This window comes from Rickettsia finnyi, assembly GCF_049668125.1.
In the GTDB taxonomy this organism is placed as follows: domain Bacteria; phylum Pseudomonadota; class Alphaproteobacteria; order Rickettsiales; family Rickettsiaceae; genus Rickettsia; species Rickettsia kotlanii.
Genome location: NZ_CP187160.1, coordinates 127,633 through 146,037 on the forward strand (window position 1 = coordinate 127,633; position 18,405 = coordinate 146,037).

Here is an 18,405-nt window from a genome sequence, read left to right on the forward strand (position 1 = left end):
ACCACCTCAACCGGCAAAACCATCGACACTATTCATAAAGGTAACTTGTTGATGGTTGCTAGTAGTTAAACCAAATACGGATTTAGTATTATTCAAATTAATACCACTTCCTAGCGTTAAAGCCTTGTTAGATACATCTATCGTAAATGCTGCGGCTGCATTTCCCTGCCCGATATTAATTGTGTTTACCGTACCTATACTTGAATCAGTAGCCGTTAAAGTAGTGCCGGTAGTATAAACGTTTAATGTTCCTGTGTTCCCGTTTTTGATTTTGCTGTTAAGTAAATAACCTGCAGGATTTGCTCCCGAAAACTCTAAAATACCGCCATTGGTAAAATCCACGTTACCGCTTGTTGTAAGCGAGTCTTGTAAATTCGCCACAGCATTGTTACCAAGTGTTAAAGAAGTAGCGGATACACTTTTTTGAAAGATAACCGTTTTATTACCTGCTGCATTAACAGTAATTGCTCCAATATTATTTATGACTCCGGTAACGCTACCGCCTCCTAAAAATACTAACTTACTGTTAGTTGCTGCACTACTTGTCACTGCTGCTAAAGTACTGACATCATTAACGTTAACCGTACCTGCAGACCCTTTAAAATCAGTCTGTCCTGTAATAACTGTTATATTAATAGTTCTGGCCCCACCAAAAGTTGCATTACCGGTAATATTTCCTGTATATGTTCCTGTTCCGCCAATAATATTACCCGTAGTATTTGTTGTAAGTTGGCCTGCTCCGACCGCAGCATTACTGGTAAAACCCCCCACAACTATAGCTACCACACCTGCATTATTTATGGTAAGAGTATTTGTACTAGATGCTCCGACTATCACAACATCCCCTGCTCCGTTAAGATTCAAAGCCGCAATACCTGTTACAGGTCCAAGCATACCTACTCCTAAAACATTAACAATGCCGTTAACACCTCTGCTACTTGTTACTGCCGCTAAATTACCGCCCGTAGCAAGGTTTATTGTACCAGCATTATTGCCTTGAACATTTAATATATTAAACGGATTTGTAGCTCCTACATTACCGATAACCGTACTATTACCAACAAAATTTAATATATTCGCATCTCCTCCTAATTTTTGTTTAAAATAAATTAATTCGGCAAATCGTATATAAAACTTAAGAAATACAAGGGTAAAACCTATCTATTTTAGCTTCTTAGTAAAAACTGCAAAACTTTATTAATTTTTGTACCTCTTATGTCATTCCTGCGAAAGCAGAAATCCAGTAATCTTTAATGTCATGCTGCAAATTGATTGCGGGATCTCAGGACACAGTCTGTTATACAAGACCGGGGTCAAGTCACAGTATGACAGCAAAAAAGACTGGATTCCCGCTTCCACGGGTATGCACATAAGGGCCATACAACAAAGCCGCAGGACTGACACAATGACACTTAGAACCTAACAAAACCACTTTTTCTAGGTAAAATCTATAAATTTTTACATAAACAAATTGATTTGCTACGAATAATAGAGTATATAGTATAGACATAATTAATTATCGGGGCGTAGCGCAGCCTGGTAGCGCATCTGGTTTGGGACCAGAGGGTCGGGAGTTCGAATCTCTCCGCCCCGACCATAAAAACATAAATTATAATGTCAAAAGACGACCTCATTCAGTTTACAGGTACAGTACTTGAACTTTTACCTAATGCTACTTTCAGAGTAAAGCTTGAGAATGATCATGTAATTATTGCTCATACTTCCGGTAGGATGCGTAAAAATCGTATCAGAATATTACTAGGAGATAAAGTTATGGTAGAAATGACTCCTTATGATTTAACTAAGGGGCGTGTGATTCATCGTCACTAGTCTTTATAAGTATGAAGCAGAACAGAAAAAACCTACCGATTATATTAGCATCAAGCTCTCCTGCAAGGATTGAGTTACTAAACAGAATCAAAATTATCCCTTCACAAATTATTCCGGCAGATATAGACGAAACACCTAATTTGCGAGAATTACCCGCTCCCTTAGCCATAAGACTTGCTTACGAAAAAGCTATAAAAATTGCATCTCAAATAGAGGAATCAGCTATAATTATAGCTGCCGATACCGTAGCGGCAGTAGGTAGAAGAATATTGCCGAAAGCTAATACTTATGAAGAAGTCAAGAATTGTATTAAGATGTTATCCGGGCGTCGTCATCGTGTCTATACCGGTTTATGTATTATCAAAAAAGAGAATGATCAGCTTACAGTTAGACAAAAAATAGTTCAGACTATTGTTAAGTTCAAAAAATTAAGTGATGAAGAGATTAATTTTTATTGTTCTTTGGATGAGGGAATAGATAAAGCCGGCGGATGTAAAATTTCCGGTTATGCAGAAGCTTTTATCTCATTTATTTCCGGCTCATATTCAAATGTTATGGGATTACCTTTATTTGAAACAGTAAATGCTCTAACTTCTTTAGGTTTTAGATGTTCAAGTGTCATGCCTGCAAAAATGAATTATTGTCATTCCGCGACTTGATCGCGGAATCTAGTTAAAAATACTAAAATTATTAATATAATAATTTGTTTTTCTAGACCCCGTGGTCAAGCCACAGGGTGACATTAAATGTTTTTGGATTCCTGCGATCCACGCACATAAATTACCTAGCTACTTAATTCCCAGGCTCATCCAAATGACTTCTCTCATAATTTTCATGACGCTCTTGAGCTTCAATACATAATGCAGCAATAGGTCGTGCTTCTAATCTTTTTATACCTATTGGGTCGCCTGTTTCTTCACAGTAACCGTATTCCCCATTTTTAATACGTGATAATGCTTCTTCTATTTTACTAATTAATTTACAATATCTATTTCTACTACGAAGCTCAAAAGCTCTTTCTGTTTCATGAGTAGCACAATCGCTAAGATTGGATTCTTTTAAATTTTCTTCCTTTAAATGATTTAAAGTCTCTTGAGATTCCTTTAATAAATCCTCTTTCCATCTTAAAAGTTTTTGTCTAAAATATTCTAGGTGATTAGGACACATATATTCTTCATCTTGAGAAGGTTTATATCCCATAGGTAATTTAGGCGTTTCTAGCATATTAATATCTCAATATTAGCTTTAATATATTATGTTTATAAGGTTTATAAAATAGTATATAACTTAAAATTAACGCAAGAAGATTATGAATATATTAATAATATATTTTATTTTTTAATTGGATATGCGGTAGTATATACAGCTTCTAAATGCTTTATACTTGTTTTAGTATAGTTTTGTGTAGTAGAGAGACTTTTATGACCTAATAGCTCTTGAATAGAGCGTAAATCTGCACCATGCTCAAGCAAATGTGCAGCAAAACTATGTCTAAATGAATGAGCAGTTAAATGCTGTGGTAAACCATAAAAATGCTTTAATTTAATTAATTCACGATTAAATACCGGTGGCTGCAATTTCTTACCCTGCTTTCCTCTAAATATGGGTTCATTATCACCTAACTTATATGGCAATATTTCTAAATATTGGGTAATTAAATTTTTAGCAATTGGTAACCACGGAATTATTCTTTCTTTACTACCTTTACCTATTATTCTTATAAATTCTAGATTTTGTAGATGAAGTTTCGTAATTGATAATGCTTCCGATATACGTAGACCTGAAGCATATATAAGAACAAGTAGGGCTTTATTTCTAAGTTCTACCCACTTAACATTTCCGTATTCTTCAATATGTTCAAGTGATATTACTACATCATCTTCCGATAAAGCTTTTGGTAACAATTTAGTCTTTTGAGGAGATTTTATAGAAAAAATTATATGACTATTTAATTGTGTTGTTTTCTCTAAAAACCTATAAAAATTTTTTACTGCAGATAAACCACGTGAAATTGAAGAAGTGGTAAAATTATCACAGTTACGTTTTGCAAGCCAACTTCGGATGAATCTTATATCCGCGGTTTTAATATGATTTATCGTTACAAGCTCTGAATTATAATAATTCATAAACTCAAGGAAATGCTTAAGGTCATTATTATAAGAAATTACTGTATGATTAGAGTAATTTCTTTGCAAAACGAGGTATTTTTGCCACTTATTTATTAATGCTTGAATTGATGTATCTAACATTTATAAAAACTTAACTATTTTTAATATTATTCTTAATGCTAACAATCAACTCATAATTTTATAAATGTTAGCATGAATTGAGGGTTTATGTTTACATATACGTAACCTATAAAACACAAAAAATTTTTTAAGTAAAAAATTTAATTTATTTTATGAGAATGAATAATGTGAAATAATACACAATTTTTAGATTTAATGAAATCCTATATGCATCCAGCATTTTATATGAGTTCTATTGCAAAGAACTATGAATATTTTTTTATAACTAAAATTGCTACAGAAAGCATGCAATCTTTGCTTAAGAAAAATTCCAAAATTATACAAAATAATGTTAATACTATTTTGAATACTACTAAAGAAGCAACAACTTCTAAAGATTTCAAACAAGCTAGTGAATGTCATCAAAAATGTTTAAAATCTATTTATATCTTTTAGCTAATGGATTCCTGCTTTCGCAGGAATGACATAGTGGAAATCTCCTCTCAGTTGCTCGCCTTTCTGTTTAACCAATTTTGTAAATAAGATTCTGCTAGCCCCTGATCTTCTATAATAATTACATTTTCAGCATTACGTTTATCGGCAGCAGCCGTGAAATTAAACGAACCGGTTATTACTTTCTTTTTATCAATAATTATAACTTTATTATGAGCGATTCCCGGTACTTTATCTATACCTACATCAATTTTTGCTCGTTGTAATTCATGTAATTTAGAAAATTTTTGCTTTAAATTACTACGATCAAGCAATATTCTAACCTTTACTCCTCGCGCTTGTGCATTAATAAGTGCAGTAGTAATTAACGCATCGCTCATACCGTATGCCTGCATATAAATAGATTCTTCAGCTTTATCTATCTGATTGGCTATAAACTTAGTACAACCGGCAGGCGGAGTAAAACATGTACTAACTTTACTGCTTGAAAGCTCTGAAATATTGTAATGCTTTATTTGCAGAGCAGATAAAGCTAATGATTTTTGACTTATTAGATTAGTAAAATAATCCAGATTCTGTCCATAAATACCTAAAGCAATTCCCAAGATAAAGGCAATAGATATTTCTATAAATTTATTATTTTTTCTCTTCATGACTTATTTATATTTTAGGCGTTGCATAGATCGGCTTTTCCGTCATGGCGAGGAAAATTACAAAGTAATTGACGGATCAATCTCATGAGATTGCCACCAACAACACCTACTTCTTTACGTAACTTCCTGGAGCTTCTTCAATAACCTCTAAATTCTGATAATCTAAAGAATATACTAGCTTATTATCATTATTTTTTATAAGCCAATTAAGCCAATAATTCTACCATGAGCCTTTATATTCCGTAGCTTTCATAAGCCACTCATGACTATTTAAACGTAAGTAGTCATTAAGCCAATTATATTTAGCACTAGCAGGAGGGTTAACTATACCTGCTACATGCCCTGAATCCGATCCGTGAGACAAAAAATCTTATGTCCGTTTAATAATTTTACTCCATCATATATTGAACGCCATGGAGCTATATGATCTTCTTTTGCGGCTACGAAAAAAGAGTTACAATCAACTTTTCCAAGATCTATTTTTGTTCCGAGTACCTCTAAATTATTAGACTCTTTTAGCAAGTTATTACAATATGTATTTTATAAATATTCCTAATACATTTTTGCCAGCAAGTTAGTAGAATTCGCATTCCAATATAGCAAATCAAAAGGCATCGGTTTTTACCGAGTAAGTAATTATTGACAAAAAATGTCTAAATTAAATCATTAGCCCTTAGTAAACTAAAGCTATTTGATAAATATTACCCATCAAAATAGCCTTTTAGTTTTATATCTTCCTTAATGTAGTTAATCGTAGCTTCATTAAAAAATATTCCAAGCTCGCCAGGATGAGTATAATCAAGCAAAATAGTAAAGAAAGTAGCACTATGAACATATTTTTTGCTTTGAAGTAGGCGATAATTATAGCAAGGAATGTACCTCCCCATGCAATATCTGACAAAATCAATTTTCTCAAAACCAAGATTTCTAACATACTCACAAGGTACTAAAATACCGATTTTTGGACCGCAGCGTATATACTAGTATGTGAGGATCAAAAAATATGAAACAACGACGCCAATTTTTCAAATTAAACGAGTATACCTTATATCTTTAAACTATTCCACATACTATTAACCTTGTCGATAACTTCCTGACTCATTTCTATTTTTTTACCCCATTTTCTATTTGTCTCAGGGTATATTTTATCGGTTGCATCTATTCCCATTTTACTACCAAGGCCTGACTCAGGAGATGCAAAATCCAAATAATCTATCGGGGAATTATCTAGAAAGCTCGTATCACGCCTTGGATCGCTTCTTGTTGCTATTGCCCAAATTACTTCTTGCCAATTACGAACATCAATATCGTCATCTACAACTATAATAAACTTACTATACATAAAGTGCCGTAAGTAAGACCAAATCCCAAGCATTATTCTTTTAGCATGACCAGGATAGGATTTTTTAATTGATACTACCGCAACTCTATATGAACAACCTTCAGGTGGAAGCCAAAAATCGACTATTTCTGGGAATTGTTGCTGCAATATAGGAATAAAAATTTCATTTAATGCTTCACCTAAGATTGATGGCTCATCAGGCGGTTTTCCTGTATAGGTGCTTAAATATACTGGATTTTTCTTCATCGTTATTGCGGTAACCGTAAATACAGGAAATTCCTCAACATCATTATAATATCCGGTATGATCCCCAAAAGGACCTTCAGGCAAATACTTCTCTAAACTTACATAACCTTCCAGCACTATTTCACTATGTGCAGGTACTTTGAAGTCAATAGTTTTGCATTGTACCAACTCTACTTTTTCATTACCGAGTAAACCAGCAAAATTATACTCCGAGATATTCTCAGGTATCGGTGTAACTGCTGCCAAAGTTACCGCTGGATTTGCCCCGATAACGATAGCAGCAGGAAAAGGTTCTTTTTTTGCTTCTTTCCAACGTTTATGATGCTCTGCTCCGCCCCGTAACTTTAACCAACGCATCAATAGCTTATTTTCTGAAATAACCTGCATTCTATATATGCCAAGGTTGTAATTATCGATTTTATCTTTTGTTGGACCTTTAGTAACTACTATACCCCAAGTAATTAAAGGCGAAATATCATCAGGCCAACATCTTTGGATCGGCAATATATTGATATTCGGTTTGTCAATGACGATTTCATGACAAGCTGCTTTTGATACGGTTTTAGGAGACATAGCAAATATACACTTAGCAAGCGGTAACATTGACAATGTTTCTTTAAAAGATGCGGGAGGTTGCGGCTGTTTAAGGAATGCTAGTAAAACGCCAAGTTCTCTTAATTCTTTGGGGGACTTAAGTTTAAGACCCATACAAATACGATTTATACTAGCATAAAGATTAGTTAGAACAGGTATGTCGGACTTAATGCCGTCGGCTTTTATAACATTTTCAAAAAGTAATGCAGGTCCGCCTTGTACTAATACTCTTCTACTAATTTCAGTAATTTCTAAGTCAGTTTTAACCTCAAGAGCAATACGCTTTAACTCACCGTTTTTTTCTAAAAATTTTACAAACTCCGGTAAATCTTTAAAGCTCATAGTGTTATTTTTTTGTTTATAATGTGCGGCTTATTTTATCGTCATTGCGAGCAGCCATAAGCTGCGTGGCAATCTCATTAAATATCCTGAGATTGCTTCGTCAATTACTTCGTAATTTCCTCGCAATGACGATACGGTATGACCTGATGGATTTCGCTACTTACTAAAATTAGCTTTTACCTGCATATCATTCTGAATAATTATGTAGTTAATTAGCTCGTCAATTACAGAATTTTTAATATTATATATTATATTTTTTTCTGAATTGACACGAATATTTTTAGCTGTTAATTCATCGATACTTCTAGATTTAATATGTGCAAAATATACTTCATCGCCTACTTGAAATACAGGCGTATTACTTCCTATTTTAGTATTAAAAATTGATAATAATATTTCAGGAGTTAGCATCAGATCATTTTCCATTTCGGATCTAATATAGCTTTTTTGGCTTATTTTTATTCCGGTAGCTTTAAGCTCTTTTATGTTCTCTTGATCTGCATTATATTCCTTTGCTAAATCCTTGATAATCTTTAAGTTTACATCTGCAATATTCCGCTTTATCCAAGCTTTATTTACCTGCTCTTTAATAGCATCAAATTCAGGTATTTTTGCCGGCTGAATAGACTTTAATTCTACCAATATAAGATAGCTTTTATCCTCTGTTTCTATAGGATAAGATAATTCACCTTCCGAAAGCTCAAAAATACTATCGGCATTTTCAGCAATTATTTTATCTTCAATAAGCTCTGCATAACTGATATAGTTAACGTTTTGTATCGGTAGCTTATATTTTTCGGCAATTTCAACTAAACTAGAACCGGCTGCCGTCTCATCTTCCAGCTTTTTAGCAAACTCCATATTAAGTATGTCGATTTTTTGAGCCTTTAATAAATCATGTAATTGTTTTTGTACCGCTTCAAAACTTTGATCACCGAATTCATCTTTATTTTCATTATAAAATTCTAACAACTCATCTTGAGTAACTGAGACTTTTAAATCCTTAATATTAGCTTTAATATAAGCAAAGCTGCGTTTCTCAGGTACCTCAAACACGGTTTTATTATCTTGGTAAAAATCTTTTAATTGCTGACCGGTAGGAGTAGAGATTTGTAAATCTTTCGGTTTATTTTGTAAATCTATTTGTATCAATTCTACTTCTCTTTTTTCAGCCATATAATCTACTATATTGTCAGTCATAGCTTTAGGAACATAGAAACTTTTTACAAAAGTACCGACAAAAATATTTTTCAGAGTTTTTTCTTTGAAGTTTAATAAATATTTTTCTTCATCCATATAAGAATTTCTAAAATAAGTTTTAAAAATTTCTATATTGAAAACACCTTGCTCATTTTTAAAAACCGGTGATTCTTTAACTAAAATTTTAACTGTATCATCACTTAGATCTAAGTCATAATAACTCACTAAATAATCTAAGACATTATCGTAAACAAGCCTTTTTAGGATTCGGTTATCAATATTTAACTGTGCTATTTCTTCATCCGTTAAACTTGTCCCCGTTTGCTTACTTATAGCATTAATTTCTAAAGATTTTGCTCTTAAAAAATCTTCCTGGGAGATATGTTTCACATGAGAAAAAGTAACAATATCGCCGCTTCTTCTTCCGTTTAATACATCTTTAATACCAAAGCCGACAAAAGCAAAAGCTATCATTGTGAATAAAATCCGCATTATAAAACTATCGGCAGTTTTTCTAATATTATCTAACATAATTTTTTATTTAAGTTTTTATCGTCATTGCGAGGAAATTACGAAGTAATTGACGAAGCAATCTCAGGATATTTGAAGAGATTGCCACGTCGCTTCGCTCCTCGCAATGACGCTTCTCAAGACTACATTATAAAGCAAAAAAGCCTATATAGTCAAACTATATAGGCTTTTTATGATTATAGAACGGTTAATTAAAAATTAACACGAACTTTTATACTACCCTGCTGAGCGAAATACTTACTTCCGATATTGGTATCGTAGTTAAGCCCGTATTCCATCATTTTATGCTTAGCAGTAACACCGACACCGACATCAAAACTTGTTTTGCTTTGCTTAAAGCTGTTGGTTGGGAGAGGAACAGCCATACCTTGTAATCTTGCATCAATCGCCGGAACTTTATTCTTGAATACATAATCGACCATTGCGTAAAGCTCAGGTGTTAGCACTATTTCATTGACATTGATATTACTTGATACTTTAGCACCGAGTAAACCGTCAAAAGTATTGTAGTTTTTGCCTTTAACGGTAAGATTTTGGTAAGTAGTACCGGTTTCCTTATAACCCTTATCTTTGATAGTCGAATATCTAAGCCCAACTAACGGTGTTAAGTTAATGTTCTCAGACATCATATAGGTATAACCAGCCATTAACTGACCTGTATAGCTTTCGGATTTATATTTACCGCTTGCAGTTTGATCACCGACAGTCTTTAGTGCCGTTGCAATAATACGTCTTGATTTGCTTCTTATCTTATTATCTGAGTAAGATGCTATAGCTTCAACGAAGAGATTTTCATAAGGTACATCATATAAACCGTATAAAGAATAGATGTTGCTCTCTACCTTATTCTTATCGCCCGTTTTATTATTTTTTAGCTTAATGTCAGTATCGGCTCTTGTATATGCAAGTCCGAGTGCTAGATCATCGCTAACGAAGCCGTCAAAACCTATAGTACCACCAGTTGTATCAGACTTATAACCACTTATATTGTTACACATCTTCTGCGTTGCATTACCGACAAATGGACTTATCCATGCACCAAACTTAGCATCCATATCTCCATCACCGGAAGAAACAGGACCTTTATTCGCTGCTTGTACTTTATCCATTCTAGCATTTAGAGCAGTTATATTACCTGATATATTACTCGCTACAACTTGATTATTAACAGCAGCTATAGTATCGCTAGGTTTTACAACATCTTGCATGAGGTGAGTTGTAGCATCTGCTTCCTGTAGCGGCGTCATTAGACCAAAGTTATTGAAAGCTTGACGTGCATCTGAACCATTGGGAGCATTCTCCATTAACTCAAGCGATTTCTTTATATTTGCAGCATTTGGGATATTTGCGAGCGGTCCACCCGGTTCAAAATCTTCATCTATAATATCTGCAGCTATATCCTCTGCAAATAACGTTAAAGTCGATGCATCAAAAGTAAAATCAACAAAACGGCTGTCATTATTAATAGTTATTTTAACATTCTCTTCAGGAGTAGGCTTTAAACCACCTGCTGTTTCTGCAGATATTACCGTATATTTTGTATCTGGGCTTATATTATTAATGTCGAAATTAGTAGCAGTAACAACAAGTGCTAAAGTTGAAACCCCTGATAAATCAAGAGTACTACCTGATTTAATTAAGATATTACCACCTAACTTAGCTGCTCCGTCAAAAGTAGTATTTAAGGTTAGCGTATCAGTAAAGCTACCGGTGCCAGTATATGTTACTTGATTTGCACCTAAAGTAAGTGTAGTACCGCTACCTGTTATATTACTATTAAAGGCTAGGCTATTGCCGAAATTAATAGTAGCACTGTTAGCTACAAAGCTGGTAGCCGTTACATTTTTAGCAAAATTAGTGGTAGAACCTTTGGCTAAAGTAACCGCACCTGTATTAGTGAATGTATCGGCAAAACTTGTAGTACCGCCAAGTGTCGCTGTACCTTTTGCGTTAACACTGCTTGCAAAACTTGTAGCACCTGCTGTTGTGATATCACCAACCGAATTAGCTACAGTCCCTACAACACCGCTAACACTACCGCCATTCGTGAAGTTTAGCTTCAGAGCCTGACCACCGTTTCTATTTATACTGCCTGTTAAGTTAAAGTTTGCAGGTAATGTTAAAGTATTTGTGCCTGTACCTTGGATTTTGCCGATTTTAACGTCACCGCCTTTGGCAATAGTTACATTTCCTGCACCTACTTTTAACATAGCAATCCCGTTTACGCTATTAAGATTACTTGCACCTAAAACTATTAACGTACCGTTATTAGTACCGCCGGTATTTTGGACTGCTCCCGCAACATTTACATTGTTATTTAATGTTACCGTACCGTTTTTTGCATTAAAATCTAAGGAACCACCAATATTACCGGTTTGAGTTAATTGAACAGCATCATTAAGTAAAACTACATTTGCTGTAGTAGCTCCAAGTTCTAATTGACCTGTAATATCAAGCACTATATTTTTTGTATTAAAAGTGGTACCTGCCGTGCCGCAATCTCCCGCTCCTTTGAAAATTATAGCTTGTAACTTATGAGCTCCACCAAACGTCTTGCCTCCGGCTATCGTTAATTTTTTTCCTGCAGTTACAGAATTTAATGTTACTATACCCTCACCGTCATTCTCAGGATCTATATTCGCACCTAGTGTGATCGTACGGTCATTTCCTGAACTATTTTGTAATATTAATTGAGCATTCGCATGTACAAATTGAATATTTCCTGCCGGTACATTTAAATTACCATTATTTGCATCAATCGTATAAGTAGCATCGTTTATTTGTATAGTACCAGCATTACATGCTGTACTACTAGTAAAATCTGCATGCTTGTTAATAAGCACGTTCTGTATACCTGCTAAATTTACATCGTCGGTTATTGTAACGGTATTATAAATAAGTAAAGTGTTAAATTTATTACCGCCTCCATCACCGATATTTCTAGCGGTACCTGCTACATTACTCCCGATATTCAGGCCATTAACCCCACCATCAAAGACTACATTACCTTCATTAGCACCGGGAGCTACTAAATCAGCTGCTAATAATATATTTTTTACTCCGACTCCGGTTAAGTTAGAAAGTGTTAAAGTAGAATCTAGAGCTCTAAAATTAATATTTTGAGCATTTAATATAGTAACATCACCAGTACTTGCATCAATTGCAAAAAGATTACCAGCTCCAATATTGATTTCTGCAACTGTTCCTATAGTTGAATGATATGCCGTAAGTGACTTTGTATTAACATTTAATATAGCGTTATTGCCGTTTTCTATAGCTCCTTTAAAATAATAAGGGATTGTGTTACCACCACCATCAAGAGGTCCGTTAAACTCTAAAGTACTCCCAACTCCAAAATCTATATTATTCGCAGCTAGGCTTCCTCCAGCTTGTAATGTTATTCCTGCTCCTACATTCACTGTTGCTAATGCTGCCGTATTACCTATATTGCCAGTTACTGTACTATTACCGGCAAACTTTGCTATACCATTATTTGCATTACCGGTATTATCTATCGCTCCGGTCACCACTACAGGATTCGTAAATGTCACTGCTGACGCATTATCCGTTAAGTTTATTGCATTCGCTTTTACCACTTCGCCTTGTATTTGTAGCAAACCTGCTCCTACATTTATCGTGGCTAATGAATTTGTATTACCTATATTCCCGGTTACTTGACTCAATGCACCATTTAAATTTAAGACACCTACATTATCAACGCCTGTGGTGTTATCAATCGCACCTGTTAATACTACATTTGCATTTGTAAGGGTTAATACTGACTCAGCATTTGTTAATTTAGTCGTAGCAGCCTTAATAACCGCCCCATCTAACTTGGCTGTACCTGCTCCTACATTTATCGTGGCTAATGAATTTGTATTACCTATATTCCCAGTTACTTGACTCAATGCACCATTTAAATTTAAGACACCTACATTATCAACGCCTGTGGTGTTATCAATCGCACCTGTTAATACTGCATTTGCATTTGTAAGGGTTAATACCGACTCAGCATTTGCTAATTTAGTCGTAGCAACCTTAATAACCGCCCCATCTAACTTGGCTGTACCTGCTCCTACATTTATCGTGGCTAATGAATTTGTATTACCTATATTCCCAGTTACTTGACTCAATGCACCATTTAAATTTAAGACACCTACATTATCAACGCCTGTGGTGTTATCAATCGCACCTGTTAATACTGCATTTGCATTTGTGAGGGTTAATACCGACCCAGCATTTGCTAATTTAGTCGTAGCAGCCTTAATAACCGCCCCATCTAACTTGGCTGTACCTGCTCCTACATTTATCGTGGCTAATGAATTTGTATTACCTATATTCCCAGTTACTTGACTCAATGCACCATTTAAATTTAAGACACCTACATTATCAACGCCTGTGGTGTTATCAATCGCACCTGTTAATACTGCATTTGCATTTGTGAGGGTTAATACCGACTCAGCATTTGCTAATTTAGTCGTAGCAGCCTTAATAACCGCCCCATCTAACTTGGCTGTACCTGCTCCTACATTTATCGTGGCTAATGAATTTGTATTACCTATATTCCCAGTTACTTGACTCAATGCACCATTTAAATTTAAGACACCTACATTATCAACGCCTGTGGTGTTATCAATCGCACCTGTTAATACTGCATTTGCATTTGTAAGGGTTAATACCGACTCAGCATTTGCTAATTTAGTCATAGCAACCTTAATAACCGCCCCATCTAACTTGGCTGTACCTGCTCCTACATTTATCGTGGCTAATGAATTTGTATTACCTATATTCCCAGTTACTTGACTCAATGCACCATTTAAATTTAAGACACCTACATTATCAACGTCTGTGGTGTTATCAATCGCACCTGTTAATACTGCATTTGCATTTGTAAGGGTTAATACCGACCCAGCATTTGCTAATTTAGTCGTAGCAGCCTTAATAACCGCCCCATCTAACTTGGCTGTACCTGCTCCTACATTTATCGTGGCTAATGAATTTGTATTACCTATATTCCCAGTTACTTGACTCAATGCACCATTTAAATTTAAGACACCTACATTATCAACGTCTGTGGTGTTATCAATCGCACCTGTTAATACTGCATTTGCATTTGTGAGGGTTAATACCGACCCAGCATTTGCTAATTTAGTCGTAGCAGCCTTAATAACCGCCCCATCTAACTTGGCTGTACCTGCTCCTACATTTATCGTGGCTAATGAATTTGTATTACCTATATTCCCAGTTACTTGACTCAATGCACCATTTAAATTTAAGACACCTACATTATCAACGCCTGTGGTGTTATCAATCGCACCTGTTAATACTGCATTTGCATTTGTAAGGGTTAATACCGACTCAGCATTTGCTAATTTAGTCGTAGCAACCTTAATAACCGCCCCATCTAACTTGGCTGTACCTGCTCCTACATTTATCGTGGCTAATGAATTTGTATTACCTATATTCCCAGTTACTTGACTCAATGCACCATTTAAATTTAAGACACCTACATTATCAACGCCTGTGGTGTTATCAATCGCACCTGTTAATACTGCATTTGCATTTGTAAGGGTTAATACCGACTCAGCATTTGCTAATTTAGTCATAGCAGCCTTAATAACCGCTTCCCCAAGAGAAAGGGTGCTTGCCCCAACGCTTATTTGAGCTGCTGGGTTAACATTACCTATTGTTCCGTTAATGGCAGCATCTGTATTGACAGTTATTATACCTCCTCCATCTATATTTCCTGCAAGTGTTATCTTTGCCTGGGCTGCAGATTGTATAATTAGTGCAGCATTTGCTCCCCCTAAAGTTATATTTCCTAAACCTGTATAATTATCGGCAGGAACATTAAAACCATGATTTGCAGCAACAGCATTAGTACCGGTTAAAGTTAAGCTTTTGCCGTCAATAATAGTAACAGGCAACAAGTTACCTCCCGTCATAATCGAACCAACAACGGTATTTTGAGCAATATTTAAACCTACAGGAGTAGTATCCGCAACATTTATAGCCGTAATAATACGATCGGCTACATCTGCAGTGACAAGATGATCACCACCGTAAGTAAATGCCCCATTGTTTTGAGGACCGCCAGCAGGATTATTATTAGCTAACCCCCCAGCCGTTATCTGATTCCAATGATTGGCATCAGCAAGATCACTAAATGCTGCATTATTAGTAGTAATAACACCTGCAGCAACACCGAGTGCCCCGCTACTACTCAGCATTATCGCTGCGGTTGAGGTGGTGAATAAAGCGGCTTTAAGACCTTGTTGTATTGCTTTTTGAAATAATTTTGGATAAATATTGGCCATATGTAAACCCTAATAAAATAAAAAGTGTTATAACGCAACTTTTTTAATATGTCTATTATAATTAATAATATAGATGATATTTTTATAATGTATAGATTATATGTCATTCCTGCTTTCGCAGGAATGACATAAGAGCCATGCAACAACACCCTACCTCTCAGGCAATAATATCTCTCTTTTACCTGTATGATTCGGTGGTGAGACTATTCCCTCTTTCTCCATCTTCTCAACTAAGTTGGCAGCTTTGTTATAGCCAATTCTAAGCGACCTTTGGATATAGCTAATGGAAGATTTGCGTTCGTCACGCACTATCTGCACAGCTTTTTTGTAAAGCACTTCATCAGAGGTGCCGTCACCGATATCAATGCTACTATCGTCTTCTTCAGGTTGCTCGATAACGGCAGAGATATATTCAGGCGTACCGCTCTCTTTCAAATATTCCGTAACTTGCTCAATTTCGGCTTCATTAACAAACGGTCCATGTACCCTACTTATCTTGGAAGTACTCCCCATAAATAGCATATCACCCATACCGAGTAACTGCTCAGAGCCTTGCTCTCCTAAAATCGTTCGACTATCGATCTTAGAGGTAACTTTAAAACTAATACGACTTGGAAAATTGGCTTTAATGACACCAGTAATAACGTCTACAGAAGGTCTTTGCGTTGCCATAATAATATGGATGCCTGCCGCTCTTGCCATCTGAGCAAGCCTTTGAATCAGCATTTCAATATCCTTACCGGCAACTAGCATTAAATCAGCCATCTCATCAACGATAACCACTATGTAAGGTAGTTTTTCCATGTTCATTGTAACGGTTTCGTAAATAGGCTTACCTGTTTCAGGGTCAAAACCAGTTTGAATCGAACGCTCAATTACCTTATTCTCTTTAACCGCTTCTAAGATTTTTGCATTATAACCTGCGATATTCTTAACACCGATATTGCTCATCATTCTATAACGGTTTTCCATTTCCTTAACTGCCCATTTAAGAGCAACTACCGCTTTAGAAGGCTCGGTTACCACGGGAGTTAGCAAATGCGGTATTCCATCATAAGCCGATAATTCAAGCATTTTCGGATCAATCATGATAAAGCGACATTCTTCGGGCGTATAGCGGTATAAGAGCGATACAATCATCGCATTAATACCGACGGATTTACCTGAGCCGGTGGTTCCTGCTACTAATAAATGAGGCATTTTAGCAAGATCGGCAATCAGCGGCTTACCTGCTAAATCTTTACCCAAGACTAACGGCAATAAAGTTGATTTGTCTTGGTATTCTGGGGTCTCTATAAGTTCTTTTAAGCAAAAGAACTCACGCTGCTTATTAGGAAGCTCAATACCAAGTACGTTTTTGCCAGGTATGACTGCTATCCTTGTTGATAAAGCAGATAGTGAGCGTGCTATATCGTCAGATAATCCTACTACCCTTGATGTTTTCGTGCCTGCTGCCGGCTCAAATTCATATTGAGTTACCACCGGTCCTTGATTGATATTAATTATCTGCCCTTTAACTCCAAAATCATTCAGCACGGTTAATAACTCTTCAGCCTTTTGTTTAAGCTCTGAGGAAGAAGCTCCTTTTACATGATGGTTTTCAGGATCACGTAATAACGAAATAGGCGGCAATTCTGCTATTTCGCTTTGAGATATTTTAGGGCTAACAGGTTTGCTAAAGAATTTTATAGGATTTACAGGTACGGATCTCACTTCTTCAGGGAATTTTACTTTTTCACTTACAGGCTTTTGATAAGAAGAAGTTATATTTATCTTATCATTGTTTTTAGTAGGAAATAATCTTATCGACGACAATCGTGAAAATACATTATGTAAAAAAGATTGTATCCAATAGACTAAAAATTTACCTAGCTTAATAATAAAATTACTTAAAGAAGTAAATTGAATTTCAAATAAAACAACTAATATAATAAAGGTAAAAAATATTAATAATAAGTATAGTTGATTTGTAAATTGCTCAAAAAAATTAGAAGCTATTATTCCAATAGCTCCACCTGCATTTGCCGGTATGAATTCTAGCTTAATCTTAGATAATAATGTGCTACTGCTAACGAGAGCAAGCAACATTACAAACATACGGATAAATGAGCCGCGATATCTTCCATACCAACAATTTCTCCCCCAAACAAAGCAAGCAAGCGGTATGATAAAAGCAGCCAACCCAAAAAATTGATATAAACAATCCGATAAATAAGAGCCAAAAATTCCGACTAAATTACTATGGTACTCTGTTGTGACCGAGTTAAAAGACGGATCGTCTATATTATATGACGTGAGAACAGTAACAATCCCAAGCCCGATTATCCCTAAGATAACCGCTTGTACCTTATTGTTTGCAAGAATTTTATTTATGTAATATAGCATAGTTTTAAATATTAAGCTAAATTATGAGTTTTATATCTTTTTCTATAATACTCTATAGGCTTTTCAATAAAGAAATAATTATTACTGTTATAAAAGTAACCAACGTATTAAGAAATGTCCCATTATCAGTCCAATATGAAATAGCAGGTAATATATTATACAAGACAATTAAATGACAACAATATATTGGGTAAGAGAGTAAAGCAATTAATTTGTCTAACTTATTATCTTTGGTTAAGTCAAATATTTTTCCTAAAGATAGAGCAAATAAACAATAAAAAAGT

General features: G+C 35.2%; 13 protein-coding genes, 1 tRNA gene and 1 pseudogene. 4 read left to right on the forward strand and 11 right to left on the reverse strand.

Going from position 1 to position 18,405, the window contains the following annotated elements; genetic code table 11:
• Positions 1 to 6: 6 nt before the first annotated feature.
• The gene (locus tag ACPKKV_RS00715; RefSeq protein WP_392505696.1) at positions 7 to 894 is read right to left on the reverse strand and encodes a hypothetical protein; all 888 of its coding nucleotides are present in this window, start codon (positions 892 to 894) and stop codon (positions 7 to 9) included.
• 626 nt (positions 895 to 1,520) lie between these two features.
• Here ACPKKV_RS00715 and ACPKKV_RS00720 point away from each other — a divergent pair.
• The 3 genes from ACPKKV_RS00720 (at position 1,521) to ACPKKV_RS00730 (ending at position 2,489) form a co-directional block, all read left to right on the forward strand.
• Positions 1,521 to 1,597: transfer RNA gene (locus tag ACPKKV_RS00720), tRNA-Pro, on the forward strand.
• A gap of 17 nt (positions 1,598 to 1,614) precedes the next feature.
• The gene (gene infA / locus ACPKKV_RS00725; protein WP_010977828.1) at positions 1,615 to 1,830 is read left to right on the forward strand and encodes a translation initiation factor IF-1; all 216 of its coding nucleotides are present in this window, start codon (positions 1,615 to 1,617) and stop codon (positions 1,828 to 1,830) included.
• Between the two features lie 11 nt (positions 1,831 to 1,841).
• Entirely contained in the window at positions 1,842 to 2,489 is a 648-nt protein-coding gene (locus ACPKKV_RS00730) for a Maf family protein (protein WP_392505697.1), read from the forward strand.
• Positions 2,490 to 2,622: 133 nt separating this feature from the next.
• Here the strand turns inward: ACPKKV_RS00730 and dksA are convergent, their stop codons facing one another.
• Both dksA and ACPKKV_RS00740 read right to left on the reverse strand, forming a co-directional pair.
• Positions 2,623 to 3,054 (reverse strand): RNA polymerase-binding protein DksA, encoded by a 432-nt coding sequence (gene dksA, locus ACPKKV_RS00735; protein WP_392505698.1) that lies wholly within the window; start codon positions 3,052 to 3,054, stop codon positions 2,623 to 2,625.
• 107 nt (positions 3,055 to 3,161) lie between these two features.
• The gene (locus ACPKKV_RS00740; protein WP_392505699.1) at positions 3,162 to 4,079 is read right to left on the reverse strand and encodes a tyrosine recombinase XerC; all 918 of its coding nucleotides are present in this window, start codon (positions 4,077 to 4,079) and stop codon (positions 3,162 to 3,164) included.
• Positions 4,080 to 4,286: 207 nt separating this feature from the next.
• Here ACPKKV_RS00740 and ACPKKV_RS00745 point away from each other — a divergent pair.
• Positions 4,287 to 4,505, forward strand: a pseudogene (locus ACPKKV_RS00745) (phasin family protein); the annotation flags it as partial.
• A gap of 56 nt (positions 4,506 to 4,561) precedes the next feature.
• Here the strand turns inward: ACPKKV_RS00745 and pld are convergent.
• The 8 genes from pld to ACPKKV_RS00785 form a co-directional block, all read right to left on the reverse strand.
• Positions 4,562 to 5,164, reverse strand: coding sequence for a phospholipase D (gene pld / locus ACPKKV_RS00750; protein WP_392505701.1), 603 nt, complete (start codon positions 5,162 to 5,164; stop codon positions 4,562 to 4,564).
• Positions 5,165 to 5,384: 220 nt separating this feature from the next.
• Complete coding sequence (locus tag ACPKKV_RS00755) at positions 5,385 to 5,528, reverse strand: hypothetical protein (RefSeq protein WP_392506952.1); 144 nt, start codon at positions 5,526 to 5,528, stop codon at positions 5,385 to 5,387.
• Positions 5,498 to 5,686 carry a hypothetical protein gene (locus ACPKKV_RS00760; RefSeq protein ID WP_424492221.1) on the reverse strand — a complete coding sequence of 63 codons (189 nt, stop codon included), beginning with the start codon at positions 5,684 to 5,686 and terminating at the stop codon, positions 5,498 to 5,500. The genes ACPKKV_RS00755 and ACPKKV_RS00760 overlap by 31 nt, the downstream gene beginning before the upstream one ends.
• Before the next feature lie 179 nt (positions 5,687 to 5,865).
• Complete coding sequence (locus ACPKKV_RS00765) at positions 5,866 to 6,051, reverse strand: hypothetical protein (protein ID WP_392505702.1); 186 nt, start codon at positions 6,049 to 6,051, stop codon at positions 5,866 to 5,868.
• Positions 6,052 to 6,209: 158 nt separating this feature from the next.
• A complete protein-coding gene (locus ACPKKV_RS00770; RefSeq protein ID WP_392505703.1) occupies positions 6,210 to 7,688 on the reverse strand; it encodes a UbiD family decarboxylase in 1,479 nt (492 codons plus the stop codon).
• A gap of 156 nt (positions 7,689 to 7,844) precedes the next feature.
• Positions 7,845 to 9,419, reverse strand: coding sequence for a SurA N-terminal domain-containing protein (locus ACPKKV_RS00775; protein WP_392505704.1), 1,575 nt, complete (start codon positions 9,417 to 9,419; stop codon positions 7,845 to 7,847).
• Positions 9,420 to 9,610: 191 nt separating this feature from the next.
• Positions 9,611 to 15,736: an autotransporter outer membrane beta-barrel domain-containing protein gene (locus tag ACPKKV_RS00780; protein WP_392505705.1), complete on the reverse strand. Its 6,126-nt coding sequence runs from the start codon at positions 15,734 to 15,736 to the stop codon at positions 9,611 to 9,613.
• A 150-nt stretch (positions 15,737 to 15,886) separates the two neighbouring features.
• Positions 15,887 to 18,121 (reverse strand): DNA translocase FtsK, encoded by a 2,235-nt coding sequence (locus ACPKKV_RS00785; RefSeq protein WP_392505706.1) that lies wholly within the window; start codon positions 18,119 to 18,121, stop codon positions 15,887 to 15,889.
• Positions 18,122 to 18,405: the final 284 nt, after the last annotated feature.